We start from the raw sequence: 24,502 nt of genomic DNA on the forward strand, positions 1-24,502 counted from the left end.
GATGACCTGGAGACACGATGACTGACCACAGCACGGCGACGGACGGACGGCTCGCGGGCGGGCGGACGACGAAGCTCGCAATCGTCGGTGCAGGTGCCGTCGGTTCGACGCTCGCCTATGCCGCGCTCATGCGGGGTGCGGCCCGGACCGTCGCGCTCCTGGACATCAACCGCGCGAAGGTCGACGCGGAGGTGCTCGACCTGCAGCACGGCATCCAGTTCGTCCCGATGGCACGCGTCGAGGGGTCGGACGACGTCGCCGTCTGCGCGGACGCCGACGTCGTGCTCTTCACCGCGGGAGCCAAGCAGAAGCCCGGCCAGACCCGCCTCGACCTCGCCGAGGCGACGATCTCGCTCGTGCGCACGATCCTGCCGCAGCTGGTCGAGGTCGCGCCGAACGCCGTCTATGTCATGGTGACCAACCCCGTCGACATCGTCACCTACGCGGCCCAGAAGTACTCCGGGCTCTCGCCGCAGCAGCTCTTCGGGAGCGGCACGGTGCTGGACTCGTCCCGCCTGCGCTTCCTCGTGGCGCAGCACTGCGGGGTCGCGGTCCAGAACGTGCACGCCTACATCGCGGGGGAGCACGGCGACACCGAGATCCCGCTGTGGAGTTCGGCGCGGATCGGCGGCGTGCCCCTGCTCGAGTGGACCGGCCTGTCGGGTCGCGCGCCGCTCACCGAGGAGATCCGGGAGCAGATCGCGGAGGAGGTCGTACGGTCCGCCTACCGCATCATCGAGGGCAAGGGGGCGACGAACTACGCGGTCGCGCTCGCCGGGACGAGGATCATCGAGGCGATCCTCGGTGACGAGCACCGGATCCTGCCCGTGTCCTCGTTGCTCGAGGACTACCACGGCATCTCCGACGTGTGCCTGTCGGTGCCCTCGCTCGTCGACCGCCGCGGGTGCGCCGGTCAGATCGAGGTGCCGCTCTCGGGGACCGAGCTCGAGGGTCTGCGCGCGTCGGCCGACTCGCTGCGCGCGGTGGCGCGACGGTTCGGCCTCTGACGCGAGGTCAGAGGCTGCGCAGGACCGAGACCACGCGGCCGAGGATCTGGGAGTCGTCGCCGGCGATGGGCTGGTAGGCGGGGTTGTGCGGCATGAGCCAGACGTGCCCGTCGGCCTTCTTCAGCGTCTTGACCGTCGCCTCGTCCCCGATCATCGCGGCGACGATCTCACCATTCTCCGCGACCGGCTGACGACGTACGACGACCCAGTCACCGTCGCAGATCGCGGCGTCGATCATCGAGTCCCCGGTCACGCGGAGCAGGAAGAGCTCTCCTTCGCCGACCAGCTGGCGGGGGAGCGGGAAGACGTCCTCCACGACCTGGTCGGCGAGGACGGGTCCGCCGGCGGCGATCCGCCCGACGACCGGCACGTAGGACGGCGCGGGCTGGGCGTCCCGCGAGGCGGGGTCGCTGCCCTCGCCACCCAGAGGGCCGATGGCACGTGAGTCGTCCGGCTGGACGACCTCGATGGCGCGCGGCCGGTTGGGGTCGCGTCGCAGGTAGCCCTTGCGCTCCAGCGTCGTCAGCTGGTGCTTGACGCTCGACGGGCTGGTGAGGCCGACGGCCTCGCCGATCTCACGCATGCTCGGTGGGTACCCGCGCTGCTCGACGCAGGAGCGGATGGTCTCCAGGACCCGGCGCTGGCGCGGCGTGAGGCCGTCACCGCCGGAGGAGCCGTCCGGAAGCTCGTGGACCTTCGCCAGCCGCTCCGTGCCGTCGGCCTCGTGTGCTGCCATCGTCATCTCCCACCTCGGTCGACCTCGTCGTGGCCGTCGGTACCAGCGTCTGCGCCGGCACCCCACCTCTGCCGCCACCGGACATGTCCGGCGAACCGCGCTGCCCCCAGGTTAGGCGACCGGGCGACACGAATCAAACATGTGTTCGAGCATGTCTCGACTTCGTGGGTGCAAGGTGATAGACCTGGTCGTACAGATGTTCGACGTACACGTGTTCGAGTGTCGCGAGGGCGGCCGACGGTGCGGGTGCGCAAGACGGGTAGGTGCTCGGATCGACCGGGGAAGGCGATCCGGGCCCTGCAAGGCCAGCTGGAGGCGAGATGAGTGTTCTGTCGATGGACGTGCGAACCGGTGCGGGCGAGCTCGCGCCGCTGCGACTGACGCGTCGTGGGCGCGTCGTGCTCTTCGTGCTCGCGGTGATCGTCCTCGGTTCGCTCGCGCTCTGGGGCGGCGGCGCGGTGGCCGGTGGGCCGGGTGAGCCCATGGAGGTTCGGGTCCACGTCGTCGCGGCGGGTGAGACCGTGTGGGGCTACGCGTCGCAGCTCGCGGCGCCGGACGAGGACGTGCGCGACGTGGTCGCCGACCTGCTCGCCCTCAACGGGCTGGACGGCGCGACGCTGCAGGCCGGGCAGCGGATCCTGCTGCCCGTCGGGTGACTCTCTGCGAAGTTCTCGCGAACCGGTCCGTCATGGGTTGCGTGTTCCGCTTAGGTTGACCTAAGTTAGTCCTACCTCACTCGCCGGGCTGGGGGGCCGGGCAGGAGGTGAGGGGGCACGTTCCCCTCGGAGCACGTCACCGCGTCCGAGGCGAGTCGGACGCGAGATGGGGACGGGGGCGTCCCGACGGGGGTGGCTGGAGACAGCCACCCCCGTTCTGCGTCCCCCGGGCGCGGGGCGGACTGTGAGCGATCTGTGACCGAGGGCGGGGCGAGTTGCCTTGCGTCGGCGACAGCCGACGGCATACGTTCGTCGCGGCACAGCGCCTGCGCCGACCGCGCGGCGTCGCCTCGACCTCGTACAGGAGTGCCCCCATGCACTGTCCGTTCTGCCGTCACGCGGACTCCCGCGTCGTCGACTCGCGGACGTCGGACGACGGCGCGTCCATCCGTCGGCGCCGCCAGTGTCCAGCGTGCAACAGGCGGTTCACGACGATCGAGACGGCGAGCCTGTCGGTCGTCAAGCGGTCGGGTGTCACCGAGCCCTTCAGCCGCGACAAGATCGTCTCGGGCGTCAGGAAGGCCTGCCAAGGGCGGCCCGTCGACGAGGACGACCTCGCGCTGCTCGCGCAGCGCGTCGAGGAGACGATCCGCAGCAGCGGGAGCGCCGAGATCGACGCGAACGAGATCGGTCTCGCGATCCTCGGGCCCCTGCGCGAGCTCGACGAGGTCGCCTACCTCCGCTTCGCGAGCGTCTACCAGGCGTTCGAGTCGCTCGACGACTTCGACGCGGCGATCACGTCGCTGCGCGCCGAGCACGAGCAGCGCGCCGCTGCACGTACCGCGACCGCCGGGGAACAGTCCTCCCCGGAGGGGTGAGCGGCCGTACCGTGCGCCCGACCCCCGGTTCGATGCCGGGGGGTGTCACAGGTCGCTCGAGCGTGCCGCCCAGATGTTGATGCCGCCGTCGCCTGCGAGGGAGTCGATCGCCTCGAGCGTCTCCGCCTCGAACGGCGCGGCACCGAGCGCGTCGATGTTCTGGTCGAGCTGACGCGGGGTGCGTGCGCCGACGACCACGCAGGACACCCGCCTGTCGCGCAGGGCCCATGCGATCGCCATCTGGGCGAGCGGCTCGCCGCGTCCCGCGGCGAGGTCGTGCAGGCCGCGGATGCGCGCCAGGTTCTCCTCCGTGAGGAACTCCGGCCGCAACGGACCGCCCGCGGCGGCCCTCGACGTGGTCGGGACGCCGTGGAGGTACTTGTCGGTGAGCATGCCCTGGGCGAGCGGCGAGAAGGCGACGACACCCAGGCCGGTGTCGTCCGTGACGTCGAGCAGGCTCTCGCCGTCCGGCGACGGCTCCTCGATCCACCGGTTGAGCAGGGAGTACGAGGGCTGGTGCAGCGTCAGCTCGAGCCCGATCGACGCGGCGACCGCCACGGCCTCCCTGGTCCGGCGCGCCGAGTACGAGGAGATGCCGACGTAGCGGGCGCGCCCCGACCGCAGGGCCGTCGCCAGCGCGCCCATCGTCTCGTGGAGCGGGGTCGAGGGGTCGAACCGGTGGCTGTAGAACACGTCCACGTGGTCCGTGCCCAGCCGGGCGAGGGACGCGTCGAGCGACGCCAGGAGGTACTTGCGGGACCCGCCCTCGCCGTACGGCCCGGGCCCCGCCCGGTACCCGGCCTTGGTCGTCAGGATCAGCTCGTCGCGGCGGTTCGCGAGGTCGGCTGCGAGGATCCTGCCCAGTGCCGCCTCGGCCGCTCCCGGCGGCGGCCCGTAGTTGTTCGCCAGGTCGAGGTGCACGACGCCGCGCTCGACGGCGCGCAGCACGGTCTCACGCTGCGCCGCGGCCGGCATCGACTCACCGAAGTTCTGCCAGAGGCCGAGCGCGATCGCCGGCAGCTCGAGTCCTGACCTGCCCGCCCGGCGCAGGGGTGGCTCGCCGAGCGTCGCGGAGGTGCTGTCCATGGACCGACCGTACCGTCGACCGGAGGGTATTCGCTGGCGCATTGCCGTCGGGTAGAGCAGGCTGGCACGGGGCAGGGACATCTGCCCGACCATCGACGAGAAGGAGGTGCGCCGATGACGAACACCGACGGCAACACCGGCGGACACGAGACGACGAGCGCCGTGAGCGAGGACGCGAAGGCGAAGTTCCGCGAGGCGCTCGACCGCAAGAACGCAGCCCGCCATCGCAGCGCGGACGGCGAGGAGAACACCGGGAGCGTGCACGGTTCGGAGACGGCAGGGCCGGTGCAGCGCACCTTCCGCCGCAAGTCCGGCTGAGCGGGTCAGCTCAGTCTGAGCGAGTCTGCGGTCGTCGGTTCAGTCCTCGCCTGCGAGGCGGAACCGGCGACCGCTCACGTGGGTCGGCGCGACCTCGACGTACGTGCTCTTGACGGTCGCGATCTGGGGCGTCAGCGCCAGCCCTTCCGCCGCCTCGATCTCGGCGGAGGTCTCGAGCCGCCGAGCGGTGCCCTTGAGGACCACGCTCCACGCGGAACCGTCCTCCACCCCGTCGAACTCGACCGCCACACGCTCGTTGATGACGAGCGAGAGCAGCTTCGTGCCCTCCGCAGTGCGGAAGACCACCGCGCCGTCACGGGTCGCCGCCGTGATGGGGTAGATGTCCGGCTCGCCGCCCACGGCGACGGCCAGCCGCGCGACCTGCCCGCCGGCGGCCAGTCGCCAGCACTCGTCGTCCGCGAGGATCTCGACGGGTTCGTCCGTGTATCCGGTCATGCCTCAGCGTCTCACGACCGGACCGCGCCGTCATGGGGACGACGGCGCCGTCCGGTCGTGGTTCAGGCCAGGACGCGCAACCGGATCGTCTGGTCCATCGCACCGAGCGCCTCGACGACAGGCTGCTCGAGCTCGGAGCCGACGTCGGTCACCACGTACCCGATCTCTCCGCGCGTGGCGAGGAGCTGGCCCTCGATGTTCGTCCCGTGCTCCGCGAGGGTCGCGTTGACGGCGGCCAGCACCCCGGGCGTGTTGTGGTGCAGGTGCGCGATGCGGCGGACGCCGGTCGTCTTCTCGAGCGCGAGGTTCGGCAGGTTCACGCTCAGCGTGGTGGAGCCCGTCGCGAGGTAGTCGCGGAGCTTGCCGGCGACGAACTGCCCGATGGCCTCCTGCGCCTCCTCGGTCGACCCGCCGATGTGCGGCGTGAGGATGACGTTCGGCAGCCCTCGCAGGTCCGACTCGAAGTGGTCGCCCCGCTTCTTGGGCTCGTGCGGGAACACGTCCACGGCGGCGCCGGAGACGTGACCGGAGAGGATCGACTCCCGGAGCGCGCCGTAGTCGACGACGAACCCGCGCGAGAGGTTGAGGAAGATCGCCCCGGGGCGCATCCGGGCGAACTGCTTGGCGCCGAACAGGCCCGCGTTGCCGGAGCGTCCGTCCACGTGCAGGGTCACCACGTCGGCCGTCTCGAGCAGCTCGTCGAGCGTGTCCATGCGCCGGGCGTTGCCCAGTGCCAACTTCTCGGCCGTGTCGTAGAAGACGACAGACATGCCGAGGTTCTCGGCGAGGACGGACAGCTGCGTGCCGATGTTGCCGTAACCGATGATGCCGAGGGTGCGGCCGCGGACCTCGTGCGCGCCCTCGGCCGACTTGTCCCACACGCCGTCGTGCAGCGCACGGTCGCGCTCGGTGAGGCGCCGGGTGAGCGAGATGATCTCGGCGAGCGCGAGCTCGACGACTGAGCGCGTGTTCGAGAACGGCGCGTTGAACGCCGCGACGCCTCGTGCGGCCGCGGCCTTCAGGTCGATCTGGTTGGTGCCGATGCAGAAGGCACCGATGGCGACGAGGTCGGGTGCCGCGTCGACGACGGCCGCCGTGACGTTGGTCTTGGACCGGATGCCGAGGAGATGGACGCCGTCGAGGGCGTCGGCGAGCTCGGACTCGTCCATGGCCCCCGTACGGACCGTGACGTCGATCCCGGCGGACTCGAGGATCGAGGTGGCGAGGGGGTGGAGGTTTTCCAGGAGCAGGGCGCGTAGCACGCCTCCATCGTCCTCCCAGAACCCAGGAGGCGCCAAACCGGTCTTGACCCTCGGACGCGGACCGCGCCACGCTCCTCAGAGGGTCGAGCCGGCCCCGATCGTGTCGAGACCTGCCGGCAGCTCCTGCGCGTGCACGACCACCAGGCGCCGGGTCGGACGGGTCATCGACACGTACAGGTCCGACGGCCCGCTGACCTCGGCGGCCACCTCGGCCGGCTCGACGAGGACGACCGCGTCGAACTCGAGCCCTTTCGACTCGCCCGGCGTGACGACCCGCAGCGACGGCTCGTCGCCGGCACGGCTCGCGGCGGCGAGGTCGTCGCGCAGCGCCTCGCGCAGGAGCGAGACCGTCCCCGCGGTCGCGACGACCGCGACCTGGCCCGCGCCGTCGGACCCCACGAACTCCCCGAGCGCCGCGCGGACCTGCAGGACGGCGGCCCCCACGGCGTCGTCGTCCACCCGGAGGCAGTGCAGCGAGCCCGGGACCTCGCGCGCCGAGGTCAGCGGGGACACGGGGAGCCCGGCGTGCCGGGCGTAGTGCTGCGCGGCGTCGGCCACCTCGGCGGGCGTGCGGTAGTTGACCGTGAGCTCGCGCAGGCTCAACGTGTCACGGAAGAACGGTGCGAGCATCGCCCGCCACGACCTCGTTCCGGCCAACGACGTCGTCTGCGCGACGTCGCCCACGATCGTCATCGAGCGGGTGGGGCAGCGACGCACGAGCATACGCCAGGCCATCGCCGAGAGCTCCTGCGCCTCGTCGACGACCACGTGCCCGTAGGTCCAGGTCCGGTCCTGCTCCGCCCGCTCGGCCGTCGTCAGGCGCGAGGCGCTCTGGGCGAACCGGCCGGCGAGCACCTCCGCCCCGACGAGACCGCCCCCCGCGCCCGAGCTCTCGAGGACCTGCCGGGCGTACTCGAGGTCGGCTGCCCGCTCGTCGGCCTCGACCCGGGCCTGGGCGCGGGCGATCTGGTCGTCCTCGCCCAGCAGCTCGGCGGCCTCGTCCAGCAGGGGGACGTCGGCGGGCGTCCAGGGCGCGCCCCGAGGGCGCACGAGCAGCGCCCGGTCGGCCGCCGACATCTCGGGCGCGGCCTCGGCAAGCCGGTGCGGCTTGACGAACAGGTCCTCGACGAGACGTTCGGGTGTCAGCGGCATCCAGGCGAGGTTGAGGGCGACGCGGACGTCCCGCAGCCGGCGCAGGTCCTCGACCACCTCCGCGCGGTCCTCGGGCGAGACCGCGTGCCCGAGCTGGCTCGTGTACTGGTCGGCCATGCGGACCAGCATCTCGCGCACGAAGGTCACGCGAGCGAGGTTGTGCGGCTTGTGCGTGCGGCGCGCCTTGTTGATCGCGTCGCGCACGTCACGCCGACGCACGACGACGTCCCGGCCGTCCAGCCGGACGACCTGGTCCGTGGCCGGGACGCGTTGGCGCGCCCGCACGGCCCGTCGGACCACGGTGGCGAGCGCGGCGCGGCCCTTGACCCGGGCGGTCTCGGGCGGCTCGGTGCCCCTGGCCGAGAGCCCGGGGACGAGGTCGGCGACCGTCGTGCTCACCACACCCGTCTCGCCGAGCGACGGCAGCACCTGGTCGATGTAGTGCAGGAACGAGTGGCTCGGCCCCACGAGGAGCACGCCGGAGCGCTCGAGGACCCTGCGGTGGGCGTACAGCAGGTACGCGGCCCGGTGCAGCGCGACCGCCGTCTTGCCGGTGCCGGGACCGCCCTGCACCACCAGTGCGCCCGCCAGCGGCGCGCGGATGATCGTGTCCTGCTCGGCCTGGATCGTCGCGACGATGTCGCCCATGCGTCCCGTGCGGCCGGCCGCCATCGCGGCGAGCAGCGCGCCCTCGCCAGAGAGCGTGGTCGCGCCGGCGACGTCCTCCTCGCCGAGCGCCTCGAGGTCGAGCAGCTCGTCCTCCAGACCGGTCACCTGCCGCCGGCGCGTGACGAGGTGCCGGCGCCGGCGCACCCCGTCGGGGCTGGCCGACGTCGCGCGGTAGAACGACTGCGCGGCCGGGGCCCGCCAGTCGGTGAGGATGGACACGTGCTCGGTGTCCGTCAGGCCGATCCGCCCGACGTAGCGCGTGGTCCCGTCGTCGAGGTCGAGCCGACCGAACGCGAGGCGGTCCTCGACCGACTCGAGCTGGGCGACACGGTCCTCGTAGAGGGTCGCGAAGGCGTCGCGCTCGCTGCGGTTCTGCGGTGATCCCGAGGGGCCCGACCGCCGCACCGAGGCGAGCCGCTCCCGCGTGCCGGCGCGCAGCTCGTCGAGGCGCGCGTAGAGGGAGTCGACGACCGCCTGCTCGTGCGCCAGCTCGTCCTGTCGTGCCACTGAGCGACCCCTCGTCCCGCCGCGGACGTTCGCCTGCGATGCGGCCGTCCATTATTGCCGATCGAGCGAGGTGCCGTGTCCGCGTCTGTCCCCGGGCACCTCATGCGCATCCGATGCGTTCCCGGTGCCCGCCCGCGCCCGCCCGCCCCCGCCCGCGCCGCAGCGGAACAGTCCACTACGATCTCGAACTATGCCGACGAAGGGGAGCGGGCGCCGTGACTGAGCAGCCACCTGCCATGCCCGCGGGTGTGCAGCCGGGACGACCGCCCGCCGGCTCCCGTCCAGGTACCCGGCCGGTCCTGTCGGCGTCGGCCGAGCTGCGGATCCTCCTCGTCGAGGACGACGACGCGGACGCGATCCTCGTCGAGGAGCTGCTGCACGACGCGAGCCTCGCCGTCGACCTGCACCGGGCCACGACGCTCGACCTCGCGATCGAGGCGGTGCGTGCGCACGACATCGACTGCATCCTGCTCGACCTCGGGCTCCCCGACTCGGTCGGCCTCTCCGGGGTCGAGCGGCTGCGGGCGCTGCCGGACCCGCCGTCACTCGTCGTGCTCACCGGTCACACCGGGATCGACCTCGGGGTCCAGGCGGTCGCGGCCGGCGCGGACGACTACCTCGTCAAGGGCGAGGTGGGTGGTGACCTCCTGGGCCGGTCGGTCCGCTACGCGGTGCAGCGCCGGATGTCCGAGGCGCAGCAGCGTGCGCTCTACCGCAGCGAGGTGCGCGCCGCGGAGACCGCCCGGCTCGAGCGGGCCCTGCTGCCGACCCCGCTCGTGCGCGACGACCGCATCTCCCTCATGGTGGGGTACGTCCCCGGCGGCAACGGGCTGCTCGGCGGCGACTTCTACGACGCCGTCGAGCGTCCGGACGGCACCGTGCTGTGCGTCATCGGCGACGTCGCCGGCCACGGGCCGGACGAGGCCGCGCTCGGCGCGACCCTGCGCACCGCGTGGCGCACCATCGTGCTGTCCGACACCGCGCCCGAACAGATCCTCCCGCTCCTCGAACGGGTCCTCATCCCCGAGCGGGCGCGGCCGGAGGTCTTCGTCACGCTCTGCCAGGTCGTCATCGGGCCGGACCGGAGCGGCGCCGACGTCTACCTCGCCGGACACCTCGCGCCGCTCCTGCTCACCGGGGGCACCAGCGCCGAGCTGCCCGTCACCACACGCGGGCGTGCGCTGGGCATCCCCGTCCAGGGGGCCTGGACGGCCCAGCACGTGGAGCTGGCCACGCCCTGGTCCCTCATGCTCTACACGGACGGTCTCGTCGAGGCCACGCTCGCGTCGGCGGAGCCGCCCGCCGACCACGGCGTCGCGTGGATCGGTCGGCGCCGTCGGCTCGGCGTGGACGGCCTGCGCGACGCGGTCGACGCCGAGCTCGGCCGGCCCGGGGAGGGGCTTGTCGAACGGATCTTCCGCCGCGTGCGCGACCTGCACGGTGGGCCGCTCGAGGACGACGCCGCGCTGCTGGTCATGGGGTGGGGCGGACCGGACCGTGACGCGCCCGGCGAGCGGACCGCGACCCTCGCCGACTTCGACGAGCGTGCCCGGTGAGCCCCGGCAACGGCCTGCGCCAAGTGTCGCTGCGGCGTCGGCTCGGTGGGCTCCTCGTGGCGTCCGGCGTCGTCCTGCTCGCGGTGCTCACGACGTCCGCCTACGCGCTCGCGAAGGTCGCGGAGGCGCAGGAGGAGGTCACCGGGCCCTACTTCGAGGCGATCACCCAGGCCGACGGTGCGTACGTCGCGCTCCTCGACGCCGAGCTCGCCGTGCGCACCTTTCTCACCACCGGTCAGCCGGTCGCGCTCGAGGCCTTCGAGCGTTCCCTCGACGCCGATCGACGGGTCGCGCTCCACGACGAGGACATCGCGACGTCGTTGGGTGCGCACCGCGAGCTCGTGGGGTCGCTCGGGCGGGCGGACGACGCCATCGTCTCCTGGCTCACCCAGTACGCGGACCCCGTGGTCGAGGCGACCCGCGAGGGCGGGGTCGGGAGCGTGAGCATCGCGGAGCAGCGGGAGGGCGCCGAGCTGTTCTGGGAGGCGCGCAGCGAGACGGCGACGTACATCGCCGAGCTGCGCTCCGAACGGCTCGCCCGCGTCGAGGCCCTCGAGAACTGGACCCGGGTCCTCTTCGGCTCGGTCCTCGTGCTCGTCGTCGCCGCCGTCATCGTGGGCGCGGTGCTGTGGGTCGTGCTCAAGCGATGGGTGACCGAACCGGTCACGGACCTCGCCCACGACGTCCGGGTCGTCAGCTCCGGCCACCTGGAGCGGCCGATTACGACGACGGGTGTGGGCGAGATCGCCGCGCTCGCCGACGACGTCGAGCGCATGCGCACGGAGCTGGTCCGGCAGGTGGAGGAGATCCGGACCTCGCACGAGGAGGTCGAGCACTCCCACACGCTCCTCGCCGACCAGGCACGCGAGCTCGAGCGGTCCAACCGTGACCTCGAGCAGTTCGCCTACGTGGCGTCGCACGACCTGCAGGAGCCCCTGCGCAAGGTGGCGAGCTTCACGCAGCTGCTGAAGAAGCGCTACGGGGGCCAGCTCGACGAGCGTGCCGACCAGTACATCGACTTCGCGGTCGACGGAGCCAAGCGCATGCAGCGGCTCATCCAGGACCTGCTCGGGTTCTCCCGCGTCGGGCGCACCGGGGCGGAGCGGGTCGAGGTCGACCTCGAGGAGACCTTCACCGTGGTGCTCTCGGACCTCGCGGAGCGCATCGACGAGGCCGGGGCCACCGTCACGCACGACCGGCTGCCGGTCGTGCGCGGCGAACCTGCACTGCTCGCGCAGCTCTTCGTCAACCTCGTCGGCAACGCGCTGAAGTTCCGCGACCCCGCGCGCCCCCCGCAGATCCACGTCGGCGTGGTCGCGCACGAGTCGTCCTGGGAGCTCAGCTGCACGGACAACGGCATCGGTGTCGACCCGCAGTACGCCGACCGGGTCTTCGTCATCTTCCAGCGGCTGCACCCCAAGGACCTCTACGAGGGCACGGGGATCGGGCTGGCGCTGTGCAAGCGGATCGTCGAGTACCACGGCGGTCGCATCTGGATCGAGCCGCGGCCCGACGCGCACGGCACCACCGTGCGCTGGACGCTCGCCCACGAGATCGACCCCGAGGTCCGCTACGCTCACCCAGACCGGTCCGCGGCGCAGCCCACGGGCACCGACACGACGGATGGTGGCAGCAGGGCATGAGCTTCGGGCACAAGGTGATCGACGTCCTCCTCGTCGAGGACGACCCGGGCGACGTCCTCATGACGCGCGAGGCGTTCGAGGACCACAAGCTGACCAACCGGCTGTCCGTGGTCTCCGACGGTGTCAGCGCGATGGACTTCCTGCACAAGCGGGGCGAGCACGCCGAGGCGCCCACGCCCGACCTCATCCTGCTGGACCTCAACCTGCCGAGGATGGACGGGCGCGAGGTCCTCGCCGAGCTCAAGGCGGACGACCGCCTCCGGCAGATCCCGGTCGTCGTGCTCACGACCTCCGAGGCGGAGGAGGACGTCGTGCGCAGCTACTCGCTGCACGCGAACGCCTACGTCACCAAGCCCGTCGACTTCGACCGCTTCATCGACGTCGTGCGCCAGATCGACGACTTCTTCGTCACCGTGGTGCGGCTGCCTGGTCGTTGAGGGTCGTCGACGGGCGGGAAGGTTCTGGACCGCCCGTGCGTTGACCGAGTCGAGCCAGGTGCGCACCGTGCCGAGGCAGGTGCGAGCCGAACGTGGCGCGAACGACGAGGAGGAAGCACGTGTTGGACCCTCGAGGAATCTACGAGGTCGACGAGGACGCCGTCGCCCGGTTGCTGCCGGAGCGCGCCGACGGTCCGGTCGGACCGGTCATGCTGCACGCCGTCCGGGGGTTCGTCGACGCCGGGAGCGCCGGTGAGCTCGCGGTGGGACACCTGCTGACCGAGCTCGAGGTGACGCGGCTCGTGACCTTCGACGTCGACCAGCTGCTGGACTACCGCTCCAAGCGGGCCACGATGACTTTCCGCTCGGACCGGTGGGTCGCCTACGACCGCCCGGTCCTGGCGATCGACCACCTGCGCGACGCGGAGGGGACCGGCTTCCTCCTGTTGCACGGCGCAGAGCCGGACCTCCAGTGGGAGCGTGTGGTCGCCGCCGTGCGCGAGCTCGTCGAGCGGTTCGGTGTGTCGCTCACGGTGGGCTTCCACGGCATCCCGATGGGTGTCCCGCACACGCGACCGTCGTCGGTGACAGCGCACGCGACGCGGGCCGAGCTCATCGAGGAGCACACCTCGTGGTTCGGCACGGTCGAGGTGCCGGCGAGCCTGTCGGCCCTCCTGGAGCTCCGTCTCGGCCAGGCGGGGCACGACGCCGCGGGCTACACCGTGCACGTCCCGCACTACCTCGCGCAGACGGCGTTCCCGCGGGCCGCGCTCGTGGCCCTCGACCACGTCCAGCGGCTGACGGGGCTCGCGCTCGCGACGGCGGACCTCGAGCGTTCTGCGCAGGAGACGCTCGTCGAGGTCGAGCGTCAGGTCGAGGAGTCCGAGGAGGTCGCCGCGGTCGTGCACGCGCTCGAGGAGCAGTATGACGCGTTCGCGCGGTCGGTCGGGCGCACCAGCCTGCTCGCGGAGAGCGCGCCGATCCCGACGGCGGACGAGCTGGGCGCGGAGTTCGAGCGGTTCCTCGCGCAGCAGTCGGGAGAGTAGCCTCCGGGCGCGTGCGGTATCGGCGGATAAATCAGCACGATTGATCGGTGCGTGCCATGGCGGACAGAACGTGGTCCGTGCCACAATTCTTCCGTTGCAGTGACATGCTTGCGCAGGATCCGGCGGTGGTGGAGCGGGACGACGTCCCGGTCGCGGTCGCCGGACGTCGGCGTCACCAGCTGTTCCGGCTGGTCCGTTCGACGAGGTCGTGGGACAGGGCATTGCGGCACCAGGGGCGGGCGAAAGGGTCCGTTCACGGATGTCCCCGGTTGGACGGAAGGTAAGAGGACAGCATGGCGCAGGGTTCTGTGAAGTGGTTCAACGCTGAGAAGGGCTACGGGTTCATCGCCCAGGACGGCGGCGGTGCCGACGTCTTCGTCCACTACTCGGCCATCGACACCCAGGGTTACCGTTCGCTGGAGGAGGCGCAGCGAGTCGAGTTCGAGATCACGCAGGGTCCGAAGGGCCCGCAGGCGGAGAACGTCCGCCCGCTGTGAGTGCTCGACCGGGTTCGCTCCGGCGTCCTCGGTAGCTCTCAGACCTCCACTCCCGCTGTGCGGGAGAGCACGAAGGCCGCGTCCCCGGTCCACCGGGGGCGCGGCCTTCGGCGTCCGGTGAGGTGGCCCCTGCTCAGCGCGAGGGCGAGGGCGAGGGCGAGGGCGAGGGCGGGTCGGTGAGCGGCTGCGCGCCGGCGACGAACGTCTCGAGGTCCGTCCCGGTGAGCAGCCGGGCCGGGACGGCCAGGGACCGCAGCCGCCGGGCGAGCGCGGCGTCATCCAGCGAGACGACCGGTGAGCCATCCGCCGCCCCACGCACGGTGGTCTCCGCCGGCGAGGCGGCGACCAGCGCCAGCACGAGGTTGCCGTAGCGCCTGCCCTTGAGCAGCGCGGGCTCGGAGAGCACCGCCAGATGGGGCCACGGCGACGCGGGCGCGGTGGCGGTGCGGGCGTCGGCGAGGCCGGCGAGCTCGCGCCGCACGTGCGCGAGCGGCGGTCGGTCGGCGCAGTTGGCCAGGTAGAGGCCACCGGGTCGGAGCACACGCAGCACCTCCTGGACGAACTCCGTCGTCGCCACGTGCGGCGGCGTGGTGTCGCCGGCGAAGACGTCGCGGATCACGACGTCGGTGCTCCCCGAAGGGAGCGACGCGAGCTGCTCTCGGGCGTCACCCGCGCGCAGCCGCAGCCGGGGTGCGCGGGGGAGGGTGAACCACTCGCGGACGAGCTCGAGGAGCCGTGCGTCGAGGTCGACCCCGATCTGCCGGGATTCCGGCCGCTGATGCTCCACCCAGCGCGCCATCGCGCAGCCTGCGGCACCGAGGTGGACGACTCGGAGCGGCCCGGCGGGAACGGCGTCCAGCACAGCGGCCATCTGCTGCATGTACTCGAAGCTGAGGAACCCGGGGTCAGCCAGGTCGAGGTGGGAGCTCGGCACGCCGTTGACCAGCAGGGTCACCCCGGTGGTGCTGTCCGGGTCGGGGACCACCTCTGCCGTCCCGGTGCTCGTGGCGACCGGACCCTGGGGGAGCGGTCTTCGCGCCACCCCGCGCCGGGACCCGCGTGTCGGACCCGTGGAGGATGCTGAGGTCTGGGACGAGGTCGTGGAGCTGTTGCGGGAGGATCGACGGGCCATCCCTCCACCGTAGGGTCTGCCGGAACCGGCGATTGACAGGATCGAACAGGTGTTCGATAGTGGAGGCGAGGAGGTGCTCGGATGACCACGCACACGCAGGGCTCGGCGCCGACGGTCGTGCCGGCGGAAGTCGGTCGGATCATGGTGCGTGCCGACGCCGAGCTGGTCCAGGCGTCGCTCGCGGTCGAGCCCGCCGAGAGGTTCGTGCACGCCCACCTGGGCGCGTTGCGCGCCGCAGCGGCAGTGGTCGCGCTGCGCGCCGTGCCGCACCGTGGCCGGTCCAGGAGCAAGGTCGCCTCGGTATGGGACCGGTTGGCGGTCGCCGAGCCCGCCCTCGCACCCTGGTCGGTGTACTTCGCGAGCGGCGCCCGCGTGCGCGCCGCGGTCGACGCGGGCCGGTTCGACGCCGTCGACGCCCGTCGTGCTGACGAGCTGATGGCGTGCGCCGAGGACTTCCGCGACGAGGTCGCCATGCTCATCGACCCGGACACCGGTTTCGTCCGGCACCCGCACCTGACGGTGGCCGGGTCGGTGCGCCAGGAGCGTCGGCGGCCGCACACCAGGGCGGCAGCGTCGTGAGGTTCCTGGTCGGGCCGGGCGCACACCGATGAGCAGGGGACCGCGAGCAAAGCTCGAGCGTCATGACTGGGGCGACGACGAGACCGGGTGCTCGATCCTGCACGTGGACATGGACGCGTTCTTCGCGTCGGTCGAGCTGGTGCGGAGACCGGACCTGCGTGGTCGGCCGGTCATCGTCGGTGGTGGCGAGCGCGGCGTCGTTCTCGCGGCGACCTACGAGGCGCGTGCGTTCGGCGTTCACTCGGCGATGTCCATGGTCGCGGCGCGCAGACGCTGCCCCCAGGCGGTGGTGATTCCGCCGGACCCCTCGGCCTACCGCGAGGTGTCACGGTCGGTCATGGCCGCCGTCGGTGAGATCACCGCGCTCGTCGAGCAGGTCAGTGTCGACGAGGCGTTCCTCGACGTCAGCGGTGCTCGTCGGCGCCTCGGCCCGCCGACGGTCATCGCCGCCGGGCTCCGGCGGCGTGTCCAGGCGGAGCACGGCATCACCTGCTCCGTGGGTGTCGCGAGCACCAAGCTGGTCGCGAAGCTCGCGTCGACGCACGCGAAGCCTGACGGCATGCTGCTCATCCCCGCCGCCGCGTCCGTGCCGTTCCTGCGGGCACTGCCTGTCGGCGCCTTGTGGGGGGTGGGGGAGCGGACCGAGCAGGTCCTCGCGGGGTGGGGAATCCGGACTGTCGCCGAGCTCGCCGACGCAGACCTGGTGATGATCCAGGCCGCGCTCGGCCGGGTCGCGGGCGCGCACCTGCACGACCTGTCGTGGGGGCGTGATCCTCGTCCCGTGCAGGTCGCCCGCACCGAGAAGAGCATCGGTGCTGAGACGACGTTCGACCGGGACCGGTACGACCGGGGGGCGGTGGAGGGCACGGTGCTGCGGCTGGCGGACCGCTGCGCGGGCCGCCTTCGGCAGCAGGGGCTGGTCGCGCGCACAGTCACGGTCAAGGTGCGGACGAGTGACTTCGCCACGCTGACCCGGTCGCGGACCCTCCACGCACCGACGGACGTTGCCCGTGAGGTGTACCTCGTCGCCCGGGAGCTGGTCGCCGGGGTCGACCTCGGCGGCCTGCCCGTGCGGCTCGTGGGGGTGCGCGCCGAGAACCTCGAGCAGCGGAGCACGGCGGTCGTCCAGCCCACGCTCGAGGACGCGGTCGACACCCGGCAGGGCGCGCAGCGCAGGGCAGAAGCGGCTCTCGACCTGGTCCGTGACCGATTCGGGGTGAATTCGATCGCCCTGGGATCGACGGGACCACGCTCGACTACCAACGGCGCTGATGTCGAACTATCCTGAGGGGGACACTCATCAACCGCGGAGAAACGGGGGTGCTCATGCCTCTGTCTGAGTACGAGCAGCGAGTACTGGAACAGATGGAACGCGCGCTGACCTCGGACGATCCGCGGTTGGCCAGCACACTGCAGTCGTCCCGGCGCAAGTCTCCACTGCGCTTCGTGCTCGCCGGCGTCGGGGTGATCGGCGGGTTGCTCCTGCTGGTGCTGGGCGTAGCGATCTCGATGCCCTGGCTGGGCGTCGTGGGTTTCGTCCTGATGTTCGCCGGCGTCGTCTACGCGTTCTCGGCGCCACGCAAGCCCAGCGGCCCGGTCGGCGCCGTCGACGCGGACGGCCAGGTCGTGCCGCGCACCGCGACGCAGTCGAAGCCGTCCCGCGAGCGTCGAGGCTTCATCGACCGGCTGGAAGAGCGCTGGGATCGGCGACGCGAGCAGGACGGCCGCTGAGCTCGTCGTCCACGACTGCGACCGCGGTCTCGACGAGTTCGTCGAGGCCGGCGGCGTCCGTCGGAGTGCTGCGCCGCGCGTAGCGCTGGTTCTCGAGAGCCTGAGCCAGAGTCGCGAGCGCCTCGACGGCCTCCTCCGGGACTGGACGTCCCGTGCGGACGCGGACCTGGCCGACGATCTCCTGCGGGGCCCTGCGCGGGGTCACCGACACCGGCCACGAGACACCCACCTCGCCCAGCCTTGCGGCCAGGTCCTCCCACGCGCTCTCGGCGTCCCGGACGCCCGCTTCCGTCGGTCCCCGGCGTCGGAGCAGCCAGGCGGCCCCCCCGAGGACGAGCGCGAGGACGGCGCCGGCAGCGCCGAGCCAGGCCCACCCCGGCAGACCGCTCCCGGCCTGGCCGCCGACCTGCGTCGTCGGGGCGGTTGCGGCAGGCTCCTCCTCGGGCGCCGGTTCCTCGGCGGCACCCGCGGTGGGAACCTCGTCGGGCATCTGGCCTTGCTGCTCCCCGTCCCCGGCGACGACAGGGTCCGCCCAGCGCGGCACCGGCCCGGACTGCTGGGCGGGTGTCGGCTCGAACCGCACCCAGCCCTCGCCCGGGAAGTAGAGCTCGGGCCAGGCGTGGGAGTCGCGCCCGGTCACCTGGAACGTGGTGTCGGACGTCCGCTGCCCGGGCAGGAACCCGACGCCGACACGAGCCGGGATGCCGAGCGACCGCGCCATGACGGTCATCGAGGTCGCGTACTGGACGCAGTACCCGGTGCGGTCCTGGAGAAAGTCCCAGACCGAGTCGCCGGTCTCGCCGGGTGGCACCTCGGTCGAGTACGTGAACCGGGTGGTGTCGCGGAAGTAGGTCTGCAGCGCGAGTGCCTGGTCGTACCGCGACCCGGCCCCGGCGGTGACCTCGGCGGCCACCGCACCGATGTCCTCCGACCGGCTCGTGGACGGCACCTCGAGGTAGTTGGGATCGTCCGGGTCGGGACCGCTCGCGGTGCGCAGCGACTCGGGCGTGAGCGGTCGTGCGTAGGCCGTGACCGTGAAGGTCGTGCCCGACGACGTCCTGTCCGGCCCCCGCACCTCGTCACGTGTGGCGTCGTAGCTCCAGTCACCCTCGGCCTCGAGGGTGCGAGGCTCCGTCGGGAGCGGCAGCAACGTGTCGCGAAGGCTCTCGAGCGTGATGCGAGCTTCGCGGCCACCCTCGCGCTCCACGTCGGGGTTCGGCCACAGCATCTCGTCGGCGTCCGCGACGGGCACACCGTCGCGGTCCTGCCCGCGGCGCCAGTTGGTGCCGTCGAAGCCGGTGAGGGTGAACATCCGCAACGGCCCGAGGTTCTGTCCGGCCGTCTCGTAGGTGAGGACCCGCTGGCCCGACCGCTCACCGAGGTTGCGCTGCATGTCGAGGTCGTCGGAGAGTCGCACGGTCTGACCCTCGGACGCGAAGATCCGCGACCAGGACGAGCTGACGACCTGGGGCACGGCGGCGCTGCTCGAGCCCAGCACGAGAGCGCCGACCGTGACGGCCGCCGCCACGGCGAGCGACCCTCCCGTCCGCAGCCCGAGAGCGGCGCGCCGGGTGCGTGGGCTCGTGCTGACGGCAGACCTGCGCACCGCGCGGTACGGGTTGTCGACCGCGAGCATGAGCAGGAGGGAGAGCACGGTGACGACGAACGCGGTGGTGGGCACCGTGCCGACGAGTACCAGGCCGGGCACCCACAGCGCGAGCAGCGGCAGGCCGGTCGCCGCCGGGATGCGCAGACCACCGGCGACGAGGTCCGCGACCAGGAACACGACGACGACCCCGCCGACGGCGAGCAGCTCGATCGGCAGCGAGGGGTCGATCGGCGCGGTCTCGCTGGCCGTGAGCTCGCGGGCCGTCGTCAGTCGGCTGGTGAGACGCTCGACGTTCGTCAGACCGACCGCGATCGAGAACCGGTCGGTCGGTCCGCCGTACAGGCCGAGGAGGCCCCACACGGCCACGGCGGCACCGACCAGGCTCGGCGCGAGCGCCGCGGGTGGCGTGACCTGCTCACGGTCTCGCTCCAGGACGATCCGAGCGAGGCACGTGACGGCGGCGAGCACGAGGACGAGCCGCGTCCCCGTGCCCGTCCAGTCGCCGGCGACGATCACGGTCTCGAGCGCGTGCATCGACGCGATCACCGCCACGGCGACGAGCGCGCTCGTCCCGACCAGGCGGCCGGTGGCCGACGTCAGCGCAGTGCTCGGTCCCTGCGTCATCGTGCTCCCTCGGCGAGTCTGCTCCATGCGTGCTCGATGCTGGTGCGGTCGTCGGCCATGACGACGTGCCACCCGGTGGACCGCAGGACGTCCGCGGTCTCGGTGGCCTCCTGGTGGCCGGGCGTGCCCGGAGGGGGGGACTGGACGACCGCCCAGTGCAGGCCGTCGCCGGCCATCGCCGCCACGGCGTGCCGTGCGACGGGGCGCAACGGTCCGAGGACGGCGATCGTGATCTCGCCGGAGCGGCGGGCGCGGCGCAGCGCGTCAGCGGTCGCCGCGACGGCCTTGTCCGCCTCGCCAGGACCGCGGTGCCCCCGCAGGTCGAGGGTGTCGTCGAGGATGCGGGCGACGCCCTCGCTGCTGCGGCTGACGCTGTAGGCCACCGCCTCGACCACGGGCGCGCTCGAAGAGGTGACGAGCCGTGTCGGGTGCCCGGCCCGCAGGAGCGAGAGGGCGACCGACGCCGCGCACTCGACCGCCCACTCGCCTCGGGCGCGGGTCGTGCCGTCGTCGTTGGCGGGTCCACCGGTCGTGGCCGGGAGACTACCGCGGTCGAGGAAGACGGTGACCGGCGGCACACCGGCGCTCTCGTCCGCACGGACCATCAGCTGCCCGCGGCGGGCGGCTGTCGCCCAGTGCACGCGGCGGGGGTCGTCACCGAGGACGTACTCGCGCAGCACACTGTCGTCGTCGGAGGCGATCTGTGCGCCGGCGGCGCTGCGGTCGAACGCGCCGAAGGCGCGCGAACCGCGGACCGGGAGCTCGACGGTGCGCGGCCAGACCGCGACCGGGGTGGGGACACCGAGCGTCTGCGTGGCGCGCACCAGCCCGAAGACGTCGACGCGGCTCGTCAGCAGCGGGCCCAGCGGCCACCTTCCGCGCTGCCCGGGCTGGAGCCGGTAGCGGACGGCGATCCGCTCGCCCTGGATCACGAGCTGCGCGTGCAGCGCCCCCTGGTCGCACAGCTCGTTCGCGGCCTGCTCACTGATCCGCAAGCGGGAGAGCCGACCGTAGGCGGTCACGGACGGTACCCGCGCGCTCACGGAGAGCCGTGCGGTGGTGACCTGGCCGCGGACGGCAGGGTTGGGGTCGACCCGGCGCACGACGTGCAGCGCCCCGCGTCCGCGGTCGATCCTGCGCACGCTCATCCAGGCCCAGACGACGCCGACCGCGAGGAGCGGCGCGGCCCCCAGGCCGACGACGTCGGGCAGGCCGAGCGTGATGCCCACCGCGACCAGGACGAGGCCCGCGAGTGCAGCGCCGGCGCCCCGCGCAGTGGGGCGCACCCGGATCCGGACCCACTCCGGGCGTGCTCGCCGCGCTCGACGTCTCATCTCAGCGGCGCTCGCGCGGCTCGAGCGACGGGATGGGGGTGCGCCCTACGATCGCATCGACGATGCTCTCGGCGCGCTGGCCGGCGAGCCTGCTCTCGGTGCTGATGATGAGCCGGTGCGCGAGCACCGGGCGCGCGAGGTACTGCACGTCGTCGGGCAGCACGTGGTCACGGCCGGACATCGCGGCGACGGCCTTCGCGGCGCGGAGCAGCTGGAGCGACGTCCGCGGCGAGGCGCCCAGCCGGAGGCCGGGGTGCTGCCGGGTGCCGGTGACGAGGGCCAGGACGTAGCGCTTGACCGCCGCCGAGGCATAGACGGCGCGCGCGGCACGGGCGAGCCGGGCGACGCCGGCACCGTCCGTGACCGGGGTGAGGTGGGCGAGCGGGTTGTCGTTCTCCTGGCGGTCGAGCATCTCGAGCTCGGCGTCGAGCTCCGGGTAGCCGACGGTCAGGCGTGCCATGAAGCGGTCCCGCTGCGCCTCGGGCAGCGGGTACGTGCCCTCCATCTCGACCGGGTTCTGGGTCGCGACCACGAGGAACGGGCTCGGGAGCACGTGGGTCGTGCCGTCCACGGTGGTCTGCCCCTCCTCCATGCACTCGAGCAGCGCCGACTGCGTCTTGGGCGACGCGCGGTTGATCTCGTCGCCGATGACGATGTTCGAGAAGACCGGACCCGGACGGAACTCGAACTCGTGGCTCTGCGTCCGGTAGATGTTCACCCCGGTGAGGTCGCTCGGGAGGAGGTCCGGCGTGAACTGGATGCGCCCGACGTGGCAGTCGATCGTCCGGGCGAGCGCCTTGGCGAGGGTCGTCTTGCCCACCCCGGGGACGTCCTCGAGCAGCAGGTGACCCTCGGCCAGCAGCACCGCGACCGTGACGTGCACGAGGTCCGGTCGACCTGTGATCACCGACTCGATGCCCGACCGGATCCGGCCCGTGACCTCCACCAGCTCGTCGAGTCCGGCGAGGTCGTCACGAGGCGTGACAGGAGCGATGTCGGGCAGCACGGGTACCTCCGGTGGTGACGCCTGCGTGGGGTCCTCAGCGTAGTTGACCGTGGCCACCACTTCCCTCCACCCGCATCCCTGACCGCTGCCCGATCGGCGACCCCGCCGTGGTGCGTTCCGCCTACCACGAGCGTGCGACACACGGGAGGGTAGTTCTGCCCTCCACCTGTCCCCACCGTCCTGACCTGCGGAGATTCTGCGAAGGGGGGTGAATCTGCCGTGTTTCCCCAGGCCTGGTGGAGGGATGTGGAGTACTGTGGAGGACCTGGGAGCGAATGGGGAGGGCAGGCCGATGAGCGACGTTTTCGGCGGTTCTCCCAGTCTGCTCCTGGGGACGTACACGCCTCGTCTCGACGAGAAGGGACGCCTCATCCTCCCTGCCAAGTTCCGCGCCCAGCTCGCCTCGGGGCTCGTGATGACGCGCGGACAGGAGCGGTGTCTCTTCCTGCTCCCGATGGAGGAGTTCCGCCGGATGTACGACCAGATCCGCCAGGCGCCCGTGACGAGCAAGCAGGCACGGGACTACCTGCGGGTCTTCCTGTCCGGGGCGAGCGACGAGATCCCGGACAAGCAGGGACGGATCTCGATCCCGGTGAACCTGCGTCAGTACGCAGGGCTCGACCGGGACGTCGCGGTGATCGGCGCGGGAACCCGCGTCGAGATCTGGGACGCCGCCGCCTGGGAGTCGTACCTGGCGGAGCAGGAGGCGCAGTACTCCGACACGGCAGAGGAGGTGCTCCCTGAGCTCCGCTTCTGAGTCTTCCGCACGGTGAGGCCTCCTCCCGCCCGGTCTGGCGCACTTCCCCGGTGCCAGAAAGGACGCGGAGGGAGACCTGACCGGGCGGGGGACCGCGGCGCAGGCCACACGGCACCGAGACCTCAGCACGACTCCGCACCAGGCAGAAGGGCAGGGACCATGACGGGAACGACAGGCGCGGCGGGCACGCCGGACCGTCACGTGCCCGTGCTCCTGCAGCGGTGCGTGGACCTCCTCGCCCCGGCGCTCGCCGCACCCGGCTCCGTGCTCGTCGACTGCACGCTCGGAATGGGTGGGCACAGCGAGGCCGTCCTCGAGCAGGTGCCGGACGTCCGCGTCGTCGGGATCGACCGCGACCCCCAGGCGATCGAGCTCGCGTCGCGACGTCTGGACCGGTTCGGCGACCGCTTCGTCGCGGTACACGCCGTCTACGACGAGATCGCCGACGTGGTCGCGACGCTGGGGTACCCGCTCGTCCAGGGGGTCCTCATGGACCTCGGGGTCTCCTCGCTGCAGATCGACGAGCGCGACCGCGGCTTCTCCTACGCGCAGGACGCACCCCTCGACATGCGGATGGACCCCACGACGGGCCGCACCGCGGCCGACGTCCTCAACACCGAGGACGAGCGGAGCCTGACCCGCATCCTGCGGGAGTACGGCGAGGAGCGGTTCGCGCAGCGGATCGCCCGCGCCATCGTGCGGCGTCGCGAGAGCGAGCCGTGGGACCGCAGCGCCGACCTCGTCGACCTGGTCCGTGCCTGCATCCCGGCGGCGACACGCAAGACCGGGGGCAACCCCGCCAAGCGCACGTTCCAGGCGCTGCGCATCGAGGTCAACGGCGAGATCGAGGTCCTCGAGCGTGCGGTCCCGGCGGCGGTCGAGGTCCTCGCGGTCGGTGGGCGGATCGTCGTGGAGTCCTACCACTCCCTCGAGGACCGGCTCGTCAAGCGGGAGCTCGCGCGCGGTGCGACGTCGAGCGCGCCCGCCGGGCTGCCTGTCGAGCCAGAGACCCACAAGCCCTACCTGCGGCTCCTCACCCGAGGAGCAGAGGAAGCACCGATCGGCGAGAAGGAGAGCAACCCGCGCTCCGCCTCGGTCCGCCTGCGGGCGGCCGAGCGTCTTCGACCCACACCAGACCACCTCCGTCGCCGTCCCCAGGGGGAGCAGCACCCATGAGCACTCGTTCGTCCGCGGCCGCGGCGCGCCCGGTCCCCACCACCGAACCCGCCCGCCGTGCGACCCTCACGCCGCTGCCCGGCGGGGTGTCCGAGCGCGCGTCGCGTCCTCGGCTGCACGCCGTCCGGGCGCCGTTGCAGTCGCCGTCCCGGATCCCGTTCCTCGTCGCCTGCATGTCGATCCTCGCCGCGGCGCTCCTGGGTGCTTTGCTGTTGAACACGACGATGGCGCACGGCTCGTACGAGATGTCGACCCTGCGCTGGGAGGTGGGGCAGGTGGCACAGGACACGCAGAGCCTCGCGACGCAGGTCCGCCAGGCCGAGACCGGCCTGCCCGACCGCGCTCGTTCGCTCGGCATGGTGCCCTCGGAAGAGCTCGTGATGCTTCGGCTCTCCGACGGGGAGGTTCTCGGGGCCGCGGAGGCGGAGGCGGTTCCGTGACCGGCGGCCCGCGCACGGGTGGCACCCCCGGGCGAGGGGAGCGACCACGTTCCGGCGGCTCGGTGCCCCGTACCCCGCGGACCACGACACCGGGACGGGCCACGGGTCCGGTTCGACGCAGCGACCCGGGACGTCGCGCAGAACCGGCGCGGCGCGGTGCTGCGAACCGTCCTCGCCAGGTCGGCACCGCGCGTGCGCGGCCACCGGC

The 24,502-nt window shown here is 72.3% G+C and carries 24 protein-coding genes; 15 read left to right on the top strand and 9 right to left on the bottom strand.

Annotated elements, in window-relative coordinates; translation table 11 throughout:
- Positions 1 to 17: 17 nt before the first annotated feature.
- Complete coding sequence (locus tag OHL10_RS16410) at positions 18 to 1,007, top strand: L-lactate dehydrogenase (RefSeq protein WP_265523310.1); 990 nt, start codon at positions 18 to 20, stop codon at positions 1,005 to 1,007.
- 7 nt (positions 1,008 to 1,014) lie between these two features.
- Here OHL10_RS16410 and lexA read toward each other — a convergent pair whose 3' ends face one another.
- Positions 1,015 to 1,749 carry a transcriptional repressor LexA gene (gene lexA / locus OHL10_RS16415; RefSeq protein WP_425499029.1) on the bottom strand — a complete coding sequence of 245 codons (735 nt, stop codon included), beginning with the start codon at positions 1,747 to 1,749 and terminating at the stop codon, positions 1,015 to 1,017.
- 314 nt (positions 1,750 to 2,063) lie between these two features.
- Here lexA and OHL10_RS16420 point away from each other — a divergent pair, with 314 nt between their 5' ends.
- Both OHL10_RS16420 and nrdR read left to right on the top strand, forming a co-directional pair.
- The gene (locus OHL10_RS16420) at positions 2,064 to 2,399 is read left to right on the top strand and encodes a LysM peptidoglycan-binding domain-containing protein (RefSeq protein WP_265523312.1); all 336 of its coding nucleotides are present in this window, start codon (positions 2,064 to 2,066) and stop codon (positions 2,397 to 2,399) included.
- A gap of 374 nt (positions 2,400 to 2,773) precedes the next feature.
- Positions 2,774 to 3,277: a transcriptional regulator NrdR gene (nrdR, locus tag OHL10_RS16425; protein ID WP_265523313.1), complete on the top strand. Its 504-nt coding sequence runs from the start codon at positions 2,774 to 2,776 to the stop codon at positions 3,275 to 3,277.
- 45 nt (positions 3,278 to 3,322) lie between these two features.
- On the opposite strand, the gene OHL10_RS16430 is transcribed toward nrdR, so the two are convergent.
- Complete coding sequence (locus tag OHL10_RS16430; RefSeq protein WP_265523314.1) at positions 3,323 to 4,363, bottom strand: aldo/keto reductase; 1,041 nt, start codon at positions 4,361 to 4,363, stop codon at positions 3,323 to 3,325.
- 114 nt (positions 4,364 to 4,477) lie between these two features.
- Between OHL10_RS16430 and OHL10_RS16435 the strand changes: the two genes are divergently transcribed.
- A complete protein-coding gene (locus OHL10_RS16435) occupies positions 4,478 to 4,681 on the top strand; it encodes a DUF5302 domain-containing protein (protein WP_265523315.1) in 204 nt (67 codons plus the stop codon).
- Positions 4,682 to 4,720: 39 nt separating this feature from the next.
- Here OHL10_RS16435 and OHL10_RS16440 read toward each other — a convergent pair whose 3' ends face one another.
- From OHL10_RS16440 to OHL10_RS16450, 3 genes are all read right to left on the bottom strand, one after another.
- Positions 4,721 to 5,137, bottom strand: coding sequence for a pyridoxamine 5'-phosphate oxidase family protein (locus OHL10_RS16440; protein WP_265523316.1), 417 nt, complete (start codon positions 5,135 to 5,137; stop codon positions 4,721 to 4,723).
- Between the two features lie 62 nt (positions 5,138 to 5,199).
- A complete protein-coding gene (serA, locus tag OHL10_RS16445; RefSeq protein WP_265523317.1) occupies positions 5,200 to 6,399 on the bottom strand; it encodes a phosphoglycerate dehydrogenase in 1,200 nt (399 codons plus the stop codon).
- Between the two features lie 75 nt (positions 6,400 to 6,474).
- The gene (locus OHL10_RS16450; RefSeq protein WP_265523318.1) at positions 6,475 to 8,727 is read right to left on the bottom strand and encodes a HelD family protein; all 2,253 of its coding nucleotides are present in this window, start codon (positions 8,725 to 8,727) and stop codon (positions 6,475 to 6,477) included.
- Between the two features lie 215 nt (positions 8,728 to 8,942).
- Between OHL10_RS16450 and OHL10_RS16455 the strand changes: the two genes are divergently transcribed.
- From OHL10_RS16455 to OHL10_RS16475, 5 genes are all read left to right on the top strand, one after another.
- The gene (locus OHL10_RS16455) at positions 8,943 to 10,283 is read left to right on the top strand and encodes a PP2C family protein-serine/threonine phosphatase (protein WP_265523319.1); all 1,341 of its coding nucleotides are present in this window, start codon (positions 8,943 to 8,945) and stop codon (positions 10,281 to 10,283) included.
- Complete coding sequence (locus tag OHL10_RS16460; protein ID WP_265523320.1) at positions 10,280 to 11,926, top strand: sensor histidine kinase; 1,647 nt, start codon at positions 10,280 to 10,282, stop codon at positions 11,924 to 11,926. The genes OHL10_RS16455 and OHL10_RS16460 overlap by 4 nt, the downstream gene beginning before the upstream one ends.
- The gene (locus OHL10_RS16465; RefSeq protein WP_265523321.1) at positions 11,923 to 12,363 is read left to right on the top strand and encodes a response regulator; all 441 of its coding nucleotides are present in this window, start codon (positions 11,923 to 11,925) and stop codon (positions 12,361 to 12,363) included. Before OHL10_RS16460 ends, OHL10_RS16465 begins: the two co-directional genes overlap by 4 nt.
- A 119-nt stretch (positions 12,364 to 12,482) precedes the next feature.
- Entirely contained in the window at positions 12,483 to 13,409 is a 927-nt protein-coding gene (locus OHL10_RS16470) for a proteasome assembly chaperone family protein (protein WP_265523322.1), read from the top strand.
- 293 nt (positions 13,410 to 13,702) lie between these two features.
- Positions 13,703 to 13,906: a cold-shock protein gene (locus OHL10_RS16475; protein ID WP_265523323.1), complete on the top strand. Its 204-nt coding sequence runs from the start codon at positions 13,703 to 13,705 to the stop codon at positions 13,904 to 13,906.
- Positions 13,907 to 14,039: 133 nt separating this feature from the next.
- Here OHL10_RS16475 and OHL10_RS16480 read toward each other — a convergent pair whose 3' ends face one another.
- Positions 14,040 to 14,948, bottom strand: coding sequence for a spermidine synthase (locus OHL10_RS16480; RefSeq protein WP_265523324.1), 909 nt, complete (start codon positions 14,946 to 14,948; stop codon positions 14,040 to 14,042).
- A 171-nt stretch (positions 14,949 to 15,119) separates the two neighbouring features.
- On the opposite strand from OHL10_RS16480, the gene OHL10_RS16485 reads away from it, so the two are divergent.
- From OHL10_RS16485 to OHL10_RS16495, 3 genes are read left to right on the top strand one after another with little or no spacing between them, the layout of a single operon-like run.
- On the top strand, positions 15,120 to 15,617 hold the full coding sequence (locus OHL10_RS16485; protein ID WP_265523325.1) for an SAV_6107 family HEPN domain-containing protein: 498 nt from the start codon (positions 15,120 to 15,122) through the stop codon (positions 15,615 to 15,617).
- A gap of 28 nt (positions 15,618 to 15,645) precedes the next feature.
- Entirely contained in the window at positions 15,646 to 16,905 is a 1,260-nt protein-coding gene (dinB, locus tag OHL10_RS16490; protein WP_265523326.1) for a DNA polymerase IV, read from the top strand.
- A 38-nt stretch (positions 16,906 to 16,943) separates the two neighbouring features.
- Positions 16,944 to 17,348, top strand: a complete 405-nt coding sequence (locus tag OHL10_RS16495) for a DUF3040 domain-containing protein (protein WP_265523392.1) — start codon at positions 16,944 to 16,946, stop codon at positions 17,346 to 17,348.
- On the opposite strand, the gene OHL10_RS16500 is transcribed toward OHL10_RS16495, so the two are convergent.
- From OHL10_RS16500 to OHL10_RS16510, 3 genes are read right to left on the bottom strand one after another with little or no spacing between them, the layout of a single operon-like run.
- The gene (locus tag OHL10_RS16500; RefSeq protein ID WP_265523327.1) at positions 17,293 to 19,581 is read right to left on the bottom strand and encodes a transglutaminase TgpA family protein; all 2,289 of its coding nucleotides are present in this window, start codon (positions 19,579 to 19,581) and stop codon (positions 17,293 to 17,295) included. The two genes, OHL10_RS16495 and OHL10_RS16500, sit on opposite strands and share 56 nt — an antisense overlap.
- Positions 19,578 to 20,867, bottom strand: a complete 1,290-nt coding sequence (locus tag OHL10_RS16505) for a DUF58 domain-containing protein (RefSeq protein WP_265523328.1) — start codon at positions 20,865 to 20,867, stop codon at positions 19,578 to 19,580. The genes OHL10_RS16500 and OHL10_RS16505 overlap by 4 nt, the downstream gene beginning before the upstream one ends.
- Positions 20,868 to 20,916: 49 nt before the next feature.
- Entirely contained in the window at positions 20,917 to 21,918 is a 1,002-nt protein-coding gene (locus tag OHL10_RS16510) for an AAA family ATPase (protein ID WP_425499031.1), read from the bottom strand.
- 325 nt (positions 21,919 to 22,243) lie between these two features.
- On the opposite strand from OHL10_RS16510, the gene mraZ reads away from it, so the two are divergent.
- The 3 genes from mraZ (at position 22,244) to ftsL (ending at position 24,294) form a co-directional block, all read left to right on the top strand.
- Positions 22,244 to 22,678 carry a division/cell wall cluster transcriptional repressor MraZ gene (gene mraZ / locus OHL10_RS16515; RefSeq protein WP_265523394.1) on the top strand — a complete coding sequence of 145 codons (435 nt, stop codon included), beginning with the start codon at positions 22,244 to 22,246 and terminating at the stop codon, positions 22,676 to 22,678.
- A 159-nt stretch (positions 22,679 to 22,837) separates the two neighbouring features.
- Positions 22,838 to 23,854 (top strand): 16S rRNA (cytosine(1402)-N(4))-methyltransferase RsmH, encoded by a 1,017-nt coding sequence (gene rsmH, locus OHL10_RS16520; RefSeq protein ID WP_265523329.1) that lies wholly within the window; start codon positions 22,838 to 22,840, stop codon positions 23,852 to 23,854.
- Positions 23,851 to 24,294, top strand: coding sequence for a cell division protein FtsL (gene ftsL / locus OHL10_RS16525; RefSeq protein WP_265523330.1), 444 nt, complete (start codon positions 23,851 to 23,853; stop codon positions 24,292 to 24,294). Before rsmH ends, ftsL begins: the two co-directional genes overlap by 4 nt.
- The last annotated feature ends 208 nt before the right edge of the window (positions 24,295 to 24,502 follow it).

Source organism: Oerskovia flava (assembly GCF_026163685.1).
Classification (GTDB): domain Bacteria; phylum Actinomycetota; class Actinomycetes; order Actinomycetales; family Cellulomonadaceae; genus Oerskovia_A; species Oerskovia_A flava.

Coding starts and splice junctions, on each gene's coding strand:
- ftsL (WP_265523330.1), top strand. CDS start 23,851: ATGAGCACTCGTTCGTCCGCGGCCGCGGCGCGCCCGGTCCCCACCACC.
- OHL10_RS16500 (WP_265523327.1), bottom strand. CDS start 19,581: ATGACGCAGGGACCGAGCACTGCGCTGACGTCGGCCACCGGCCGCCTG.
- OHL10_RS16420 (WP_265523312.1), top strand. CDS start 2,064: ATGAGTGTTCTGTCGATGGACGTGCGAACCGGTGCGGGCGAGCTCGCG.
- OHL10_RS16485 (WP_265523325.1), top strand. CDS start 15,120: ATGACCACGCACACGCAGGGCTCGGCGCCGACGGTCGTGCCGGCGGAA.
- nrdR (WP_265523313.1), top strand. CDS start 2,774: ATGCACTGTCCGTTCTGCCGTCACGCGGACTCCCGCGTCGTCGACTCG.
- OHL10_RS16465 (WP_265523321.1), top strand. CDS start 11,923: ATGAGCTTCGGGCACAAGGTGATCGACGTCCTCCTCGTCGAGGACGAC.
- rsmH (WP_265523329.1), top strand. CDS start 22,838: ATGACGGGAACGACAGGCGCGGCGGGCACGCCGGACCGTCACGTGCCC.
- lexA (WP_425499029.1), bottom strand. CDS start 1,749: ATGACGATGGCAGCACACGAGGCCGACGGCACGGAGCGGCTGGCGAAG.
- OHL10_RS16435 (WP_265523315.1), top strand. CDS start 4,478: ATGACGAACACCGACGGCAACACCGGCGGACACGAGACGACGAGCGCC.
- dinB (WP_265523326.1), top strand. CDS start 15,646: ATGAGCAGGGGACCGCGAGCAAAGCTCGAGCGTCATGACTGGGGCGAC.
- OHL10_RS16495 (WP_265523392.1), top strand. CDS start 16,944: ATGCCTCTGTCTGAGTACGAGCAGCGAGTACTGGAACAGATGGAACGC.
- OHL10_RS16440 (WP_265523316.1), bottom strand. CDS start 5,137: ATGACCGGATACACGGACGAACCCGTCGAGATCCTCGCGGACGACGAG.
- OHL10_RS16410 (WP_265523310.1), top strand. CDS start 18: ATGACTGACCACAGCACGGCGACGGACGGACGGCTCGCGGGCGGGCGG.
- OHL10_RS16430 (WP_265523314.1), bottom strand. CDS start 4,363: ATGGACAGCACCTCCGCGACGCTCGGCGAGCCACCCCTGCGCCGGGCG.
- OHL10_RS16475 (WP_265523323.1), top strand. CDS start 13,703: ATGGCGCAGGGTTCTGTGAAGTGGTTCAACGCTGAGAAGGGCTACGGG.